At 30.3% G+C, this 15,353-nt stretch carries 18 protein-coding genes; 13 read left to right on the top strand and 5 right to left on the bottom strand.

Annotated elements, in window-relative coordinates; genetic code table 11:
• The first annotated feature begins 202 nt into the window (after window positions 1–202).
• The 13 genes from HMPREF2706_RS10690 to HMPREF2706_RS10630 all read left to right on the top strand — a co-directional run bounded on the left by HMPREF2706_RS10690 (window position 203) and on the right by HMPREF2706_RS10630 (window position 11,498).
• Entirely contained in the window at window positions 203–619 is a 417-nt protein-coding gene (locus HMPREF2706_RS10690) for a YwiB family protein (RefSeq protein ID WP_002433342.1), read from the top strand.
• A complete protein-coding gene (gene argS, locus HMPREF2706_RS10685; protein WP_030063490.1) occupies window positions 616–2,277 on the top strand; it encodes an arginine--tRNA ligase in 1,662 nt (553 codons plus the stop codon). The genes HMPREF2706_RS10690 and argS overlap by 4 nt, the downstream gene beginning before the upstream one ends.
• 92 nt (window positions 2,278–2,369) lie before the next feature.
• Complete coding sequence (locus HMPREF2706_RS10680) at window positions 2,370–3,005, top strand: endonuclease III domain-containing protein (protein ID WP_030063488.1); 636 nt, start codon at window positions 2,370–2,372, stop codon at window positions 3,003–3,005.
• A gap of 54 nt (window positions 3,006–3,059) precedes the next feature.
• Window positions 3,060–3,815: a MerR family transcriptional regulator gene (locus tag HMPREF2706_RS10675; RefSeq protein WP_030063486.1), complete on the top strand. Its 756-nt coding sequence runs from the start codon at window positions 3,060–3,062 to the stop codon at window positions 3,813–3,815.
• 196 nt (window positions 3,816–4,011) lie between these two features.
• Window positions 4,012–4,512 (top strand): DUF805 domain-containing protein, encoded by a 501-nt coding sequence (locus HMPREF2706_RS10670; protein ID WP_030063483.1) that lies wholly within the window; start codon window positions 4,012–4,014, stop codon window positions 4,510–4,512.
• Window positions 4,513–4,545: 33 nt separating this feature from the next.
• Window positions 4,546–5,046 carry a DUF805 domain-containing protein gene (locus HMPREF2706_RS10665; RefSeq protein WP_049428841.1) on the top strand — a complete coding sequence of 167 codons (501 nt, stop codon included), beginning with the start codon at window positions 4,546–4,548 and terminating at the stop codon, window positions 5,044–5,046.
• A 188-nt stretch (window positions 5,047–5,234) separates the two neighbouring features.
• Window positions 5,235–6,131, top strand: coding sequence for an ABC transporter substrate-binding protein (locus HMPREF2706_RS10660; RefSeq protein ID WP_030063479.1), 897 nt, complete (start codon window positions 5,235–5,237; stop codon window positions 6,129–6,131).
• A gap of 92 nt (window positions 6,132–6,223) precedes the next feature.
• Window positions 6,224–7,174, top strand: coding sequence for a FecCD family ABC transporter permease (locus HMPREF2706_RS10655; protein ID WP_049428882.1), 951 nt, complete (start codon window positions 6,224–6,226; stop codon window positions 7,172–7,174).
• A gap of 53 nt (window positions 7,175–7,227) precedes the next feature.
• Window positions 7,228–7,956, top strand: coding sequence for an HAD family hydrolase (locus HMPREF2706_RS10650; RefSeq protein ID WP_002433179.1), 729 nt, complete (start codon window positions 7,228–7,230; stop codon window positions 7,954–7,956).
• Window positions 7,934–8,740 (top strand): alpha/beta fold hydrolase, encoded by an 807-nt coding sequence (locus HMPREF2706_RS10645; protein ID WP_049428839.1) that lies wholly within the window; start codon window positions 7,934–7,936, stop codon window positions 8,738–8,740. The genes HMPREF2706_RS10650 and HMPREF2706_RS10645 overlap by 23 nt, the downstream gene beginning before the upstream one ends.
• Window positions 8,741–8,943: 203 nt before the next feature.
• Window positions 8,944–9,453, top strand: a complete 510-nt coding sequence (locus tag HMPREF2706_RS10640) for an SA0570 family protein (protein WP_002433432.1) — start codon at window positions 8,944–8,946, stop codon at window positions 9,451–9,453.
• Between the two features lie 285 nt (window positions 9,454–9,738).
• Window positions 9,739–10,455: a cation diffusion facilitator family transporter gene (locus tag HMPREF2706_RS10635; RefSeq protein ID WP_070862370.1), complete on the top strand. Its 717-nt coding sequence runs from the start codon at window positions 9,739–9,741 to the stop codon at window positions 10,453–10,455.
• Between the two features lie 248 nt (window positions 10,456–10,703).
• Window positions 10,704–11,498 carry an alpha/beta fold hydrolase gene (locus HMPREF2706_RS10630; protein WP_002452550.1) on the top strand — a complete coding sequence of 265 codons (795 nt, stop codon included), beginning with the start codon at window positions 10,704–10,706 and terminating at the stop codon, window positions 11,496–11,498.
• A gap of 210 nt (window positions 11,499–11,708) precedes the next feature.
• Here HMPREF2706_RS10630 and sarA read toward each other — a convergent pair whose 3' ends face one another.
• From sarA to HMPREF2706_RS10605, 5 genes are all read right to left on the bottom strand, one after another.
• The gene (gene sarA / locus HMPREF2706_RS10625) at window positions 11,709–12,083 is read right to left on the bottom strand and encodes a global transcriptional regulator SarA (RefSeq protein WP_002433479.1); all 375 of its coding nucleotides are present in this window, start codon (window positions 12,081–12,083) and stop codon (window positions 11,709–11,711) included.
• A 401-nt stretch (window positions 12,084–12,484) separates the two neighbouring features.
• Window positions 12,485–13,441 carry an RND family efflux transporter gene (locus tag HMPREF2706_RS10620; protein ID WP_049428838.1) on the bottom strand — a complete coding sequence of 319 codons (957 nt, stop codon included), beginning with the start codon at window positions 13,439–13,441 and terminating at the stop codon, window positions 12,485–12,487.
• Window positions 13,442–13,672: 231 nt separating this feature from the next.
• Window positions 13,673–14,602 (bottom strand): DMT family transporter, encoded by a 930-nt coding sequence (locus HMPREF2706_RS10615; RefSeq protein ID WP_030058978.1) that lies wholly within the window; start codon window positions 14,600–14,602, stop codon window positions 13,673–13,675.
• Between the two features lie 221 nt (window positions 14,603–14,823).
• Window positions 14,824–15,048, bottom strand: a complete 225-nt coding sequence (locus HMPREF2706_RS10610; RefSeq protein WP_002433204.1) for a DUF2922 domain-containing protein — start codon at window positions 15,046–15,048, stop codon at window positions 14,824–14,826.
• Window positions 15,049–15,062: 14 nt separating this feature from the next.
• Window positions 15,063–15,269, bottom strand: coding sequence for a sigS mRNA-stabilizing protein SroA (locus HMPREF2706_RS10605; protein ID WP_023350722.1), 207 nt, complete (start codon window positions 15,267–15,269; stop codon window positions 15,063–15,065).
• Window positions 15,270–15,353: the final 84 nt, after the last annotated feature.

Here is a 15,353-nt window from a genome sequence, read left to right as displayed (position 1 = left end):
GGATATCGTTGATGTTGAATTCAACAAGTAATTCTAATGATAACCTATGTAAAATCGTGTTCATATCGATAAGATATGGAGACGATTTTTTAATTTTTAGACAAAATAAGTCGATACGTAGAAAGTAGGAGCGTACTACAAGCGATAGTGTTTTTATGCTATAATTACATGTATTATTGTAAAGATTAAGGTGAGTAGTAAATTGGATAAAAACATAAATATTCAAACTAAACAGGTTTTGAAACAGAATGATGAAAAACAAAAATTTGAGTTTACTACAAAAGGTGCTTGGCAGAAACGACGAGCAGAATTTATCCGGTATACAGAAGAAATTGAAGAAGCAAAAGTCAATGTTACAATAAAAATTGAAGATAGCGGAGTTAAGTTGATTCGTAAAGGCGATATCAATATGAATCTACATTTCGTTGAAGGGGAAGAAACGACAACTTTATATGATATACCCGCAGGACGGATACCTTTAACAGTGAAAACACTGAGTATTTTACACTTTGTAACGCCAAATGGTGGGAAATTGAAAATTCACTATGAACTATATCAAAATGAAGAAAAGATGGGTTCTTATCAATACGAACTAAATTATAAGGAGATAAGCGAATGAATATTATCGATCAAGTGAAACAGACATTAATTGAAGAAATTGAAGCTAGTATCAAAAAAGCGGGATTAGCTGAAGATATTCCCGAAATAAAAATTGAAATACCTAAAGATACTAAAAATGGTGATTACTCATCTAATATTGCGATGGTATTAACTAAAATTGCTAAACGTAATCCACGTGAAATAGCACAAGCGATTGTAGATAATCTTGATACAAGTAAAGCACACGTTAAAGAAATTGATATTGCAGGCCCAGGTTTTATTAACTTTTATTTAGATAATCAATATCTTACTCAAATTATTCCAGAAGCGATTAATAAAGGCGATCAATTTGGCTATGCAGATCAATCTAAAAATACAAACATTTTATTAGAATATGTGTCTGCAAATCCAACTGGTGATTTACACATTGGTCATGCTAGAAATGCTGCTGTAGGTGATTCATTAGCCAATATTCTAATCGCCGCAGGGTACAATGTCACTCGTGAATACTATATTAACGATGCAGGGAATCAAATTACTAATTTAGCTCGTTCAATAGAGACACGTTATTTTGAAGCTCTAGGTGATACAAGCCATGAAATGCCAGAAGATGGATATAATGGTAAAGACATTATTGAAATTGGTAAAGATTTGGCTAATAAGCATCCAGAAATCAAGGATTATTCAGATGAAGAACGCCTAAAAACATTTAGACAATTAGGTGTAGATTATGAAATGGATAAGTTAAAGAGAGACTTAGCTGATTTTAATGTACATTTTGATAACTGGTTCAGTGAAACGTCTTTATATGAAAATGGTGCAATCGATAACACATTAGCTAAAATGAAAGAATTAGGTTACACATATGAAGCTGATGGTGCAACATGGTTACGTACAAGTGATTTTAAAGATGATAAAGACCGTGTATTAATTAAAAAGGATGGTAACTACACTTACTTTACACCTGATACAGCATACCATTACAACAAAATTACTCGTGGAAATGATATCTTAATTGATTTAATGGGTGCTGACCATCACGGTTATATAAATCGTCTTAAAGCAAGTCTTGAAACATTTGGTGTAGATAGTGATCGTCTTGAAATTCAAATTATGCAAATGGTGCGTTTAATGCAAAATGGTGAAGAAGTGAAAATGAGTAAACGTACAGGCAATGCGATTACTTTACGTGAAATTATGGATGAAGTAGGCATTGATGCAGCGCGTTACTTCTTAACAATGCGTAGTCCTGACTCTCATTTTGATTTTGATCTTGAACTTGCCAAGGAGCAATCACAAGATAACCCAATTTATTATGCTCAGTATGCTCATGCACGTATTTGTTCAATACTAAGACAAGCGAAAGAGCAAGGTGTTGATATCACAACAAATGCTAATTTCGATACAATTACTAATGAAAAAGCAATAGACTTATTAAAGAAAGTTGCTGAATTCGAAACAACAATTGAGAGCGCAGCAGAACATCGTGCGCCTCATCGTTTAACAAATTATATTCAAGATTTAGCTGCAGCTTTCCATAAATTCTATAACGCCGAGAAAGTTTTAACTGATGATATTGAAAAGACTAAAGCATTAGTAGCTATGATTGAAGCAGTAAGAATTACATTACACAATGCTTTAACACTTGTTGGCGTTACAGCACCTGAGTCTATGTAATTCAAAACATATTTAATTAAATAAACAGTCTTATGCCCTCATAAATCTATATTTGTGAGGGTATTAATTTTATAAAGAATTGGAGTGTAAACATGCTATCTACAATGGAACTGTATCGAATTCTATATAAAAATATGGGTGCACAACATTGGTGGCCAGCTCAAAGTCCTATTGAGATGATGCTAGGGGCTATACTTGTTCAAAATACTAATTGGAAAAATGCAGATATGGCATTAACACGTCTCAAAGAAGAGACGCAATTCAATGGTAAAAAGATATTAAATATGTCACTCGAAGATTTGCAACAAACGATTCGTTCGAGCGGTTTCTATAAAAATAAAGGTAAAGCGATTCACGCTTTAATGAATTGGTTAAATCAACATGACTTTAATTACAAAGATATCGCACAATACTATGGTGATAATTTAAGAAAGGAATTATTAAATATTCGTGGTATTGGAAGTGAAACGGCAGATGTTTTAATTGTATATATTTTTAAAGGGATAGAATTTATTCCAGACAGTTATACTCGCCGTATATATGCTAAGTTAGGCTATACTCAGACTGAAACCTACGATAAGTTTAAGAAGACCATTCAATTACCTTCTAATTTCACTAACCAAGATGCGAATGAATTCCATGCTTTGCTCGATAATTTTGGTAAAAATTATTTTAACGGTAAAGGAGAACATCGTTATACATTTTTAGATTCATTTTTTGAAAATTAAACATTGACCTTTACGTAACGTCATACCTCATACTTCAGCTTAGGAGGTGAAGATATGAAAGCGTATTTTAGTCCTAAAGATCTTTGTGACATTACAGGAGTGAGTTTACGTACACTTCATTATTATCACGATATAGAATTATTAATCCCTCATCATATTGAAGACAATGGTTATCGTCTTTATAGTGTAGAAGATATTTCTAAACTGCAATATATCTTATTTTTAAGGGAGCTTGATTTAACATTAAAAGAAATTAATGATTATTTTAAAAGTGATATAAATACTAAAAACGAAGTGTTGCGTAAGAATTACGATGATGTAATTAAGAAAAGAGATAAGTTGAATGTAATCATTGAACATCTTGACTACCATTTTAAACAAGAGAGCAATGAAGAAATTGAGGTGACGAATATGAAAGAATTTGATTTATATCAACAATATGAAAATGAAGCGGTTTTGAAGTATGGTGATACTAAGTACTATCAATCTTATGAGGAACAACAACAAGATATGAATGATTCTGAGAAAAAAGAGAACTATAAAAAGATTAATGTTGAATTAAATACATTTTTCGATGAGATGAGTGATTTATTTTCTAAAGATGTCTCGATTAAGGAGGCAAGCACTAGAATAAAAAAACTAGAAGACATATTGAAGCTACAAGTTCCTAACTGCGATAAACAATTTATGTCCTATATTGCAACAACATATGTTGATGATGAACGATTTGCTAAAAATATTAATAAAAACCGTTATAAAGGACTAAATCGATATATTGCAAATGCCATAAATGAATATATAACGTACTAATTGTTTCTTTCAAAAATATTAATCTTTATTATTACTGAGTAACGATTAACGCCCACTTAGAAAGTAGGGCGTTTTTTATAGTTAAAAACTATAGAATAGGAGATATTATAATTTATATTGATTTTTAATTTTGATTAATTAATTATATAATGATTTTTGTAGTAACTAAAGTTATAAATATTTTAGAGGTGATACGATGATCGAGGCCTATAAGTTATTCTGGCTGAATTTCTTTAAACTAAAAGGTCGCAGTAGAAGACGCGATTTTTGCTGGCCGATGTTAATTAACATAATACTTTCGAGTATTCTAGGACTTATGATTTTTGGGGTTACACGCATAATTCCATATAGTGATGTTGTTTATAATATAGTCGCAACTATCATCAATGTAGTTATCCTTATTGGTACGTTCACAGTTTCAATTAGACGCTTCCATGACATAGGTAAAACAATGATCATACCATGTGTTTTCTTTGTTATTAGTTTATATGGATACTATGTTGAATTAATGTATGACAATGGTACTGCAAACTCATCTTTTGAAATACATAATCAAGTTTTAAATATTATATTAGGTATTATCGCGATACTGTTTACTTTATTAGTAATAGTAATTAGTATTATGAGCCTGGTGTATTGCGTCAAAGATAGCCAAAAAGGTACAAACAAATACGGCCCGAATCCAAAAGAACAATAATTAGTTAAAAGTCTTAATTAATGGAGGTTAATTATGATTAAAGCGTATAAGCTATTTTGGCAAAATTATTTTAAACTAGAAGGTCGCTCTCGAAGACGTGATTTTTGGTGGCCCTTTTTCATCAATGCTATTATTGAAGTTATAGTCTTAAATGGCACAAAATTTTTAGAAAATTCTATGGTTCACGGTCATATTATTTCATCAATTATTTATCAAGTCATTTCACTCATTCTATGTATTGGAACATTTTCATTATCTGTAAGAAGATTTCATGATATCGGAATGACTAAGAAATTCCCAGTGTTTTATTTAATTTTGACCTTACTACCTTATTTAAAAAATGTGATAGAACCTGTTATAAACCATACACATCTAGATCATAATCACGTATTTGTGATGATTTTAAGTGGTTTATTCATCACTTACTATATCATCTCCATCATCGCTGCACTTGTAGCTTTAGCATATTGTGTAGCTGATAATGAAGATGGTTCCAATAAATATGGACCGAATCCTAAACCTATTTATGAATAATATGAAATTGAGTATCTTCGTTAAAAAGGCGAAGATACTATTTTTTTGAAAATGTTTAATTAAAACATTATTCAAATAAAAATAATCATTTAAAATTTCAAAATTCTAATGAATTTTTTGTCGATTTTGATATGATTATAACGAAGCGAAGAATGTATATTACTGAATAAGAAGGGAATGCTCAATAAATGAGAAATAAACTATGGATGGTTATTCTCGTGCTTGCTTTATCATTAGCAGCATGTAGTCAAGGCTCAAATCAATCATCAGATAGCAATTCAACATCGAAAAAAGGGAATAATAAAGTAAAATACCATAGAATTGTTTCTCTAATGCCAAGTAATACTGAAATCTTATATCGACTTGGTTTAGGGAATAACATTGTTGGTGTATCAACGGTTGATGATTACCCTAAAGATGTTAAAAAAGGTAAAAAACAATTTGATGCGATGAATTTGAATAAAGAAAAATTACTCAAAGCTAAACCAGATCTGATTTTAGCACATGAGTCCCAAAAAAGTTCTTCAGGAAAAGTATTAAACTCACTTAAAAAAGATGGGGTTAAAGTTGTTTATGTTAAAGACGCCCAATCAATTAATGAAACATATGACACCTTTAAAACTATCGGTAAAATTACAGGACGTGAGCATCAAGCTCAAGATTTAGTAGATGAAACGAAAAAGAACGTTGATAAAGTAGTTAATTCTGTTCCTAAACATCATAAAAAGCAAAGTATATTTATGGAAGTTTCATCTAAACCAGATATTTATACAGCAGGTAAAGGCACATTCTTCGATGATATGTTAAATCAACTAGACGCGAAGAATAGCTTCTCAGATATAAATGGTTGGAAATCAGTCAGTAAAGAGAGCATCATTAAGCATAATCCAGATATATTAATTTCTACTGAAGGTAAATCAAAATCTGATTATATTAAAATGATTAAAAAACGTGGTGGCTTCGATAAGATTAATGCTGTTAAAAATACACGAATTGAATCAGTTAATGGAGACGAGATTTCTCGACCAGGTCCTCGAATTGATGAAGGCCTAAAAGAATTAAGGGATGTCATTTATAAAAAATAATAGCTCAAAAAGTCAGTGGTCTTTCAGACACTGACTTTTTTAATATGATTTTGTTACTATATGTATAAAGAAAAATGAGAAAAGAGATTATGATGAAAAGAATTCGAAGTATAGTCATATGGTTAATCATTCTATTAATTAGTGTTTTAGTCAGTTTATGTTGGGACTTAGGAAGCCTTAATGATGCATTTAATCAAACTATTTTATTAAAGGTAAGACTTCCTAGAGTTCTTGAAGCTATGCTTACTGGTGCGACACTCACTATAGCTGGGCATATGTTTCAAACCATTTTGAATAATCCATTAGCTGATAGTTTTACACTAGGCTTAGCAAGTGGTGCTTCTTTAGGCTCCGGACTGGCACTATTTCTCGGGTTAAGTTTTCTATGGGTGCCTTTTTTCTCTATAGCATTCAGTTTGATTACACTTGTACTCGTACTTGGCCTAACAGTGATATTGTCACGTGGTTATCCTATACGTGTGCTCATCATATTAGGTTTAATGATTGGTGCCTTATTCAATGCACTTCTGTATATGTTAGTTTTAATTAATCCACGGAAAATGAATTCAATAGCTAATTACTTGTTCGGTGGTTTTGCTTCGGCAGAGTACCACGATGTCATTATCATTGCTTTAACAATGATAGTTGCTATGGTCATTTTATTTTCAATGAAAAATGGCATTAAACTACTGCAAGTCGGTGAGTTAAAAAGCCAATCTTTAGGTCTTAATGTTCAAAATGTTATGTTCATTGTGTTGGCAGTGTCATCTATGATAACTGCAGTAGTAGTTGCATATGTAGGGATTATAGGCTTTATAGGTATGATCGTACCTCAATTACTAAGACGTTTTTATTGGCAATATGAGCTAGGAACGCAGATGGTACTTAATCTTATTGTCGGTAGCACAGTGATGGTCGTGGCAGATTTTATAGGCGGAACGATGATACAACCAGTTCAAATACCTGCAAGTATTATTATGGCATTATTAGGCGTTCCAGTTTTATTTTATATTCTTTTTACACAAACTAAGGTATTACGATAAGTGAATTCATTTGCTAAAATAGAAACTATTAAAAAGTTAAGAGGTAACTTAAAATGGATTTGAGTCATATTAAAGCAATAGTCTTTGATTTAGAAGGAACTTTGTTAGATAGAGTTAAATCACGTGAGAAATTTATTGAAGAGCAATTTGAACGTTTTCATGATTATTTCGTTCATGTTCAATTAGCCGATTTTAAGAATAAATTTATCGAGCTTGATGATGATGAAGATAATGATAAACCTGAATTGTATAAACAAATTATTAAACAATTTCATATTGATCGATTAACTTGGAAAGATTTGTTTCATGACTTTGAGATGCATTTTTACCGTTATGTCTTTCCTTATTATGATACGTTATATACCTTGGAAAAGTTATCGAGCCATGATTATAAGATTGGCGTTATCGCTAACGGGAAATCCAAAATTAAGCAATTTAGATTACATTCTCTAGGTATTATGCATGTTATTAATTACCTAACGACCTCAGAAACTGTTGGATATCGCAAACCTCATCCAAAAATATTTGAGGATATGATAGAACAACTCGATGTAGAACCCAGTGAAATTATGTATGTTGGAGACGACGCACTTAACGATGTTGCGCCCGCTCGAGCAATGGGTATGGTAAGTGTATGGTATAAACAAGAGGATGCGGAATTAGAACCACTTGAAGAAGAAGTAGATTTTACAATTACTACGATAGAAGAATTGTTAACTATTCTACCTGAAAATTTTGAACCAGAAGGAGAAGAACGCAATGGCAATGGATTTATTTACTAGTAAAGATGGAACGACAATTCATTATAATACAATGGGTGAAGGCTTTCCTGTTGTACTGATTCATACAGCTTATGATAATTATTCAGTATTTAATGATGTGGCTAAGGCGTTAGCGAAATCTTTTCAAGTTGTGCTTATTGATTTAAGAGGTCATGGTTATTCTGATAAGCCAAGAAATATTGAGTTTCATGAATTTTCTGATGATGTGATAGCACTCTTAGATTATATTTATATTGATCATGCAGCGTTTGTTGGTCACGAAATGGGAGCAATAGTAGCTTCAGATATCTCTGTAAGATATGAAGACTATGTATCTTCAATAATATTAGTTAATCCGACATCTATTGAAGGAGAGCTACCCGAAGAACGATTATTCAGAAAGTATGCACACACGATTAGAAACTGGGATGATGAAAAGCAAGACAAGTTTTTAAATAAACGTAAATATTATAAACCGCGTAAAATGAATAAATTCTTAAAGCATGTTGAAGATACTAATTCAGTATCTACGAAAGAAGAAACGCAAGCTGTTGAAGATGTATTTAAAACTGTAGAAATCTCAGAGGTATTTAAACAAGTCCATGCTCCTACGTTAATTATTGCAGGAGAATATGGCGAAAGAACAACAACTTTAGAAGCGAAAGAAGTCGCTGACTTAATTGAACACAGTCAGTTCAATGTGTACGCTCAATCAAGTTTATATCCATTTGTTGAAGAACAAGAACAATTCATCACTGAAATTACTCCATTTATTAAAGATCATTTTTCCCATAAAAAAGAATAAAAATCACATAAAGACGATTAAATTGAACTAAAAGTTGGTAAATATAACTAACATTAGTTCAATTTTTTCATTTTATAGAAATAAAGTAAGCGTAAAATATTTATTTGTAATGTTTTTGTAATATTATTGTTATTTTAGTAATATATGTAGTATAATCAAGTTAAGCACAAAATAGAGATATTGAAATAAAGGAGAGAGTGCTTATGAAAAAGCTAATGACATCATTACTTGTTTCTGGATTAGTTTTAACAGGAGTAAGCGCTGGTCATCACGCTGAAGCAGCATCTGGAAACTCAATGCAAACAGTTCAACAAATTACTCAAGGTGATCAATCATTAGAAAATGTTAAAATCGGCGATTCAATTAAAAGCGTATTAAATAAATATAGTCATCCAATTTATTCATATAATCAACAAGGAACAGAACATTATTATGAGTTTAGAACACATAAAGGTGTCTTACTTGTAACTGCAGATGGTAAAAAAGATAGAGGTCATGTAACTCGTGTGTCTATGACTTACAATCAAGCTAACGGTCCATCTTATAAATCTGTAAAAAATGAATTTGGTAACAAAGCGGTAAGTCGCGTACATTATAATAGAGTAACTGGTAACTTTGGTTACATCCAAAATGGTAAAGCTAGTTATCAATTTAGTTCAAATTCACCTAAAGATAAAAATGTAAAACTTTATCGCATTGATTTATCTAAATAAGAGAATAATGGCGATATAAAATTTTTGAAATTAATTTCTAAAGTATGAATAACTTTATATTAGATATGAATAGGGAGCAAAAAGATGAAATGAAATTTTTAAAATTGACGTTTCACTTTTGCTCCTTTTACTATGTCCATTGATTTAAAGATAGTTAAAGTTTAATATGGGGTTTGAGAAATATTGCGTAGAGTATGGTAAAATTTTAAACTGAAAATTAATAGTTTAATTTATTGCTTAATTCGTATTAGCATCAAGATTGTATGTAGAAGGAGTTAATCATGCATGCGTACTAATGATAAAGTATTGCTTGAAAACATTAATGATTATTTTAGCCATAAAGGCATGTCACCAAATCTAATAGATGATATTAAAGAAAAATTCAGATCAGATATCAAAAAATCAGAAGAAAAAGATCAAGATTATATTGAATATAGAGGTAAATCCCCAGCACAAATTATATTAACGATTCAACGTAATCTATTTGCTTTACAACTCAATCCCGTCATCTTTTTTATCATTAATTTTATACTTATTTCTTATTTATATGATAAACAGTATGTACAGTTCCAAGCGATTACTGGAATAAGTTTATTTTATTGTATTGTGATTTTCCCTATCACGATTATTCTCTATACTAGGATAGCTAGGAAAAATTATCTATATAGTAATAAATATGAGATGTGGGTAGGCATTGTGATTGCTATCATCGCTTTAATTCTTATCATTATGCAAGGTTTTCATTTTAATTGGGCGATTATACCAATCAATATTTATGGACATCAATTTGTATTCTTTGTTGGAATCATTTTGGGTCTAATTGGTATATTCTTTAAGCGCTTAGAATTTTCAGGAATTGGTTTATTATTTTGTCAGAAGACGATAGATGCTATGATTACAAATCCTGAAATTGCACAATTTTTCTCGTTAGCAATTTGGATATTATTAGTGGTACTCATTATTTTTTATACAATTAAACTATCAGCGAGAACGAGATCGTAGATTTTCCTTAATCTTAAATTCGATGAAGTCTTATATATAGTTGTTTAAGTTAACTATATGTAAGGCTTTTTTTATGTTTTAAAATTCGTCAGAATAAGTTGAATGCACGTTAAAAAACTGAAGAATAAGAGTGATTCTGTTTTAAATAATTAATTTAATTGAATCATAATTTAATTCTTCGTTCATTGAATTAAAGGCGTAACGATGATTCGAATTGGGTATAACAATTATTAAAGGGAGGTGCCAGTATGAATAAAATTCAAACTTGCAATCAAATTGAACTTGCTTATAGTGATGAAGGAGAAGGCATCCCCATTATTTTAATTCATGGATTAGACGGTAACTCAGCAGGCTTTCAGGATTTGAAAAATGAACTCAAGCAAACACATAGAGTGATAACTTATGATGTGAGAGGACATGGTAAATCCTCACGATCAGAATCTTATGATTTAAAAGATCATGTTGAGGACTTAAGTCATTTAATGGATGCATTAAATGTGAGTTCAGCACATATTCTAGGACATGACATGGGGGGCATAATTGGAAGAGAGTTCACTGAAACATATCAGTACAGAACAATTTCACTAACAATAATCTCTGCTAAGAGGGAAGATATCACTCACGGATTCACAAAACTCATGGTTGATAATCAAGAAGAAATTGCTGGTTTTAATAAAGCAGAGGCAATGATTATTTTATTTCCTAAATTATTTAAACAACAAGACAATACTATGAAGTGGTATCAACGTCAGAAGTTATATAGTAGACCGACACCTGAAGATAGTGCAATTGCTGTTAGGGCATTATTAAATCATGTTGATATGATTAAGGACGTTCATCATAAAGTAACTGTGCCAACACTTTTAGTTAATGGTAAACATGATCCATTAATCATGGATAAAACACATTTTCGTATTGATAGTTACTTTGAAAATATTAAAAAGTACATCTTTGATGAATCAGGACATGCACCACATATAGAAGAACCAGATAAGTTTTTAGATATTTACTTAGATTTTATTAAGTTAGAGGAAAATGCATAACTTTCACTATATTTAAAATTATTTAAAATAAGTATTTAGTATTACATTTCATAAATATATATCAAAAAAGGCGATCAAAATAATATTTGGTCGCCTTTTATTATTTGTGTCAGACACATTGTATTTTCAAATATATATCCCCACAAAAAGAGAGTAAGATTATGAAACCCTAAGAATCAGATTTCTATCTTACTCTCGTCAAATTTCATATTAAACTTCGTTATCGTCGTTCGCTTCAGTGATTCGTTTGTTAACTCGTTTTAATAGCTCGTCAATTTTTTTACGTTGTTTAGAGTTAACTAAGATTAAAACTGTTCTTTCATCGTGTTCGTTACGTTTTTTATTGAAGTAATCCTCTTGAGATAAGTTTTTAACAGCTTTTACCACTTGAGGCTGTTTATAATTTAAGTGGTTAATAATATCTTTAAGATAATATTCTTCCTCTTTATTTTGACTAATATAAGTTAAAACAGCGAATTCTTCAAAACTGATTGAGAATTCTTTCTTAATAATACTTTTTAATCTGTCAGCATAAGTGACCATAGCTAATAATTCAAAGCAGTCATTAATTTTTGAAATAGCCATTATTGAAACCTCCCTATTTATAGCGTAAACATTAAAGACCCATATAACATGACTCAGCAAGTTTTGTATGTTATTAAATTAAGATCTATATGAATACTCTACCCGAATTTATTAATTTGTATCTATTTTTTTGAAAAAATACGAAGTGTCTGCCATAATTTAGTATTAAATAAAATTTTAAGAAATATATTTAATGCTATATTATTTAGTTAATTATAACTAAATAAAAATAAGAAGTAAACAAATAAGTGTTTATAAAACTAATTATTGTTTGTACATTATGATTGAATTAGTAAAATAGCATTTGCCTTATTCAAAAATATTACAAATATTTATAATTTTTCTAAATTTAATAAAAATAATGCTGAAAAGTAAACATTTTGAAATGTTATTTTCAACTTTTAATGACTAAAAGCGCTTACCATTTTATTAGTAGGATGCTTAATTACATTCTCATTAAGAGCTAAACCACTTGTTATAGTGATATACCCACTTTTAGAAGATTTTTTATATTTTATTTCTCTTTTTACAATTTTTTTATTATTCATTACTAAAATAAATTTGTTATCTATAATACTTGTTTGTGGTAGCTCGATATCATTAGACATTAAAGTTACTTTAAAATGTGTGCCGATAGGATACTTAGCTTTGGTAGTTAATACTACTTGGTAATAAGAAGTATTATTTTTCACCTTAGTTGGTACTGTTGCAATTTCTTTCACTTTACTAATGAATTGAATTTTATCACGAGTAGTTACAGAAATATTTTGATTTATTTTTAATAAATTTATATCAGATTCTGATATATTAGCATGAATAACCTTTTCCTCGCTATCAATTTGCATTATCTTATCAGTTGCTTTTGAAGGGTAACGATTGGTGATAGAGACCCTTCCATTAATAGGAGAGAAGTGGGTTGTATGAATATAATTTTGAGTTTGAAGAAGCTGAGAATACAGTAACGGTGAGGTTAAGAAAGGATTGTTTTTTAAATATGAAGGTATATGATTGGGGAGTTGAATTTGATTAAGAACACCTTTAAGTGTTTTAAATTCTTGGTCCTTTTCGTAATTATAATATTCAAAAATCGGTCTTTTGGCGGATATTTTATCTTGATGTTTAACTAAGAAGCGGCTGATTTGTCCTTGTGAAGGATTGAAGTAGATAGAGTAGCTTTGGAAAGGAGTTTGAATGCCATCCGCGGTAAGTAACCGTTTAGGCTGAGCTTTAATGATTTGAGTAGACTTTAAATTATTATCATCTGATCGTATTTTCGAATAAGTATGATAACCAAAACCTAAACTTGTAAGAACTAAAACTAGAATTAATAGTATAAGAATAATGCGCTTATTATTCATAGATGTTCACCTCATGATGTTATGATAAAAATATTATACAATATTAATTTATTTCTAAATAGTTTTTTACCTATAATCAAAAGATAACTCTTTCATTCTTTCTAATTTTTACAATAATTGAAAAAAGGTTATTTATTCACTTCAAAAATAAAGAAATTCTAAGCTCTACCTGTAGAGCTTAGAATTTTAATAAGATAAAGATTAATTTAAAAGAATGATATAAGGTAGACTTTAAAATAAACGTAATAGAATAATTCCGATTGCAATACATATTAACCCACACACTTTACGTGCTGTAATTTTATTTTTAGGAGAGCCCATTAAACCAAAATGGTCTATTATAATTCCCATAATCATTTGGCCTAGCATTGCGACAATCGTTGTGAGCGCAGCACCTAAAAAAGGCATAAGGATAATATTAGCAGTAACAAAAGCCATGCCTAACATACCACCGATAAAGTAGACAGGCTTAATGCGTCCAAGCACATCATGTGTAATTCTAATTTTTAAAGTGCGATTAAAAAGTAAAGTTAAAATGAATAAAGCTGTCGTACCTATCGTAAATGATACTAAAGACGCAAAGATTGAAGAATGTGTCTGTTGAGCAAGTGCGCTATTAATTGTAGTTTGGATCGGTGGTGCCGAGCCAAATACGAGTCCAATCGCTAACCATAAGATGAAGTTTGAATTGGTTTTATGATGGATTTTACGATTCGGGACGTAATTCATTAAAAGAATACCGAAGATTAAAAAAATAATCCCAATTGCTTTAAAAAATGTAAATTGTTGTTGTGAAGCACCAAATAATCCAAATGTATCTATGACTACACCCATAAGTATTTGTCCTGTTACAGTGATGACTACTGTAAGCGCAGCACCTAATCTAGGTAATAATAATAGGTTTCCTGTTAAAAATATAACGCCCAGTAATCCTCCAACAAACCATGTATAGTTAAATGTCTGTCCTGAGAAGAATGAGGTTGTAAATACATGTGGATTAATAATAAGGTTAAGGATTAATAAACATAACGTTCCTACCGCAAAAGAGATGGTTGAGGCGTAAAATGATGAACGTGTAAATTGACTTAACCTTGAGTTAACTGAGGTTTGAATAGGAAGCAACATTCCCACAAATATACCTAAGAGGTATAAGAATATCATTTGTGATACCCACTTTCTCGAATTAATAATAATATGATACCACTTATATACTTGAATCTAAATAGAATGTTTGATTATGTATTATGGTACATTTTAATTTTCTAGTTTAAGAATATATATGTATAATGCATATAATAGTAATAAAAAACATCACTAATGATTCTTTTTTTCTCTCATTAATGATGTACTTGTTAGTAAGAAACAATTCTCCCTATGACTTTTTATTTTTTATCTTCGAAAAGGATAGTCGTATTCTTATCAATGATTTGAGCTGAATAAGCTTTGACAGGTTTACCTACATTTGATTTTAAAATGCCTAATTCTAAAATTTGATTCATACTTTCTTTAACTAATTGTTCTGTCAAAACAGCGTCAAATTTTGTTAACTGTAATTTTACTGGCTTGTCTAAACTCGTTTTAAAGATGAGTTCTAACGTTTTTGACATATTCCTACTCCTCCTTAGATTAATGCTTCTGTCTTTGTGACTTCAACTTTGTCGTACTTTTCTCCAGTTAAACGCTCAATAATGTTACTGAAAGTTCTTATTTGATCATTAGACGTAGATGGATTTAAGTTAGAGAAACGACGTTTATGTTCGACTACTTTCCCTTCAGAGTCATGTTTAACTTGTGTAAAGAGTGCAGTCACTTGATTAATTTCATTCATCTTTAGCACCTCCTTTCACTTTATATATCGTTTGAAAATGAAAAAAAGGTCACTTTATTTCTAAATTTCAGGCAGAAATTTTTG

It is taken from the genome of Staphylococcus sp. HMSC067F07 (genome assembly GCF_001837405.1).
In the GTDB taxonomy this organism is placed as follows: domain Bacteria; phylum Bacillota; class Bacilli; order Staphylococcales; family Staphylococcaceae; genus Staphylococcus; species Staphylococcus capitis.
This window is presented reverse-complemented; position numbering and strand designations above follow the sequence as displayed.

Excerpts from the sequence above, each read along its gene's own strand:
- HMPREF2706_RS10610 (WP_002433204.1), bottom strand. The coding sequence starts at position 15,048 with ATGTCAAAAACGTTAGAACTCATCTTTAAAACGAGTTTAGACAAGCCA.
- HMPREF2706_RS10650 (WP_002433179.1), top strand. The coding sequence starts at position 7,228 with ATGGATTTGAGTCATATTAAAGCAATAGTCTTTGATTTAGAAGGAACT.
- HMPREF2706_RS10655 (WP_049428882.1), top strand. The coding sequence starts at position 6,224 with ATGAAAAGAATTCGAAGTATAGTCATATGGTTAATCATTCTATTAATT.
- HMPREF2706_RS10620 (WP_049428838.1), bottom strand. The coding sequence starts at position 13,441 with ATGAATAATAAGCGCATTATTCTTATACTATTAATTCTAGTTTTAGTT.
- argS (WP_030063490.1), top strand. The coding sequence starts at position 616 with ATGAATATTATCGATCAAGTGAAACAGACATTAATTGAAGAAATTGAA.
- HMPREF2706_RS10670 (WP_030063483.1), top strand. The coding sequence starts at position 4,012 with ATGATCGAGGCCTATAAGTTATTCTGGCTGAATTTCTTTAAACTAAAA.
- HMPREF2706_RS10635 (WP_070862370.1), top strand. The coding sequence starts at position 9,739 with ATGCGTACTAATGATAAAGTATTGCTTGAAAACATTAATGATTATTTT.
- HMPREF2706_RS10630 (WP_002452550.1), top strand. The coding sequence starts at position 10,704 with ATGAATAAAATTCAAACTTGCAATCAAATTGAACTTGCTTATAGTGAT.
- sarA (WP_002433479.1), bottom strand. The coding sequence starts at position 12,083 with ATGGCTATTTCAAAAATTAATGACTGCTTTGAATTATTAGCTATGGTC.
- HMPREF2706_RS10640 (WP_002433432.1), top strand. The coding sequence starts at position 8,944 with ATGAAAAAGCTAATGACATCATTACTTGTTTCTGGATTAGTTTTAACA.
- HMPREF2706_RS10605 (WP_023350722.1), bottom strand. The coding sequence starts at position 15,269 with ATGAATGAAATTAATCAAGTGACTGCACTCTTTACACAAGTTAAACAT.
- HMPREF2706_RS10665 (WP_049428841.1), top strand. The coding sequence starts at position 4,546 with ATGATTAAAGCGTATAAGCTATTTTGGCAAAATTATTTTAAACTAGAA.
- HMPREF2706_RS10675 (WP_030063486.1), top strand. The coding sequence starts at position 3,060 with ATGAAAGCGTATTTTAGTCCTAAAGATCTTTGTGACATTACAGGAGTG.
- HMPREF2706_RS10660 (WP_030063479.1), top strand. The coding sequence starts at position 5,235 with ATGAGAAATAAACTATGGATGGTTATTCTCGTGCTTGCTTTATCATTA.
- HMPREF2706_RS10645 (WP_049428839.1), top strand. The coding sequence starts at position 7,934 with ATGGCAATGGATTTATTTACTAGTAAAGATGGAACGACAATTCATTAT.
- HMPREF2706_RS10615 (WP_030058978.1), bottom strand. The coding sequence starts at position 14,602 with ATGATATTCTTATACCTCTTAGGTATATTTGTGGGAATGTTGCTTCCT.
- HMPREF2706_RS10680 (WP_030063488.1), top strand. The coding sequence starts at position 2,370 with ATGCTATCTACAATGGAACTGTATCGAATTCTATATAAAAATATGGGT.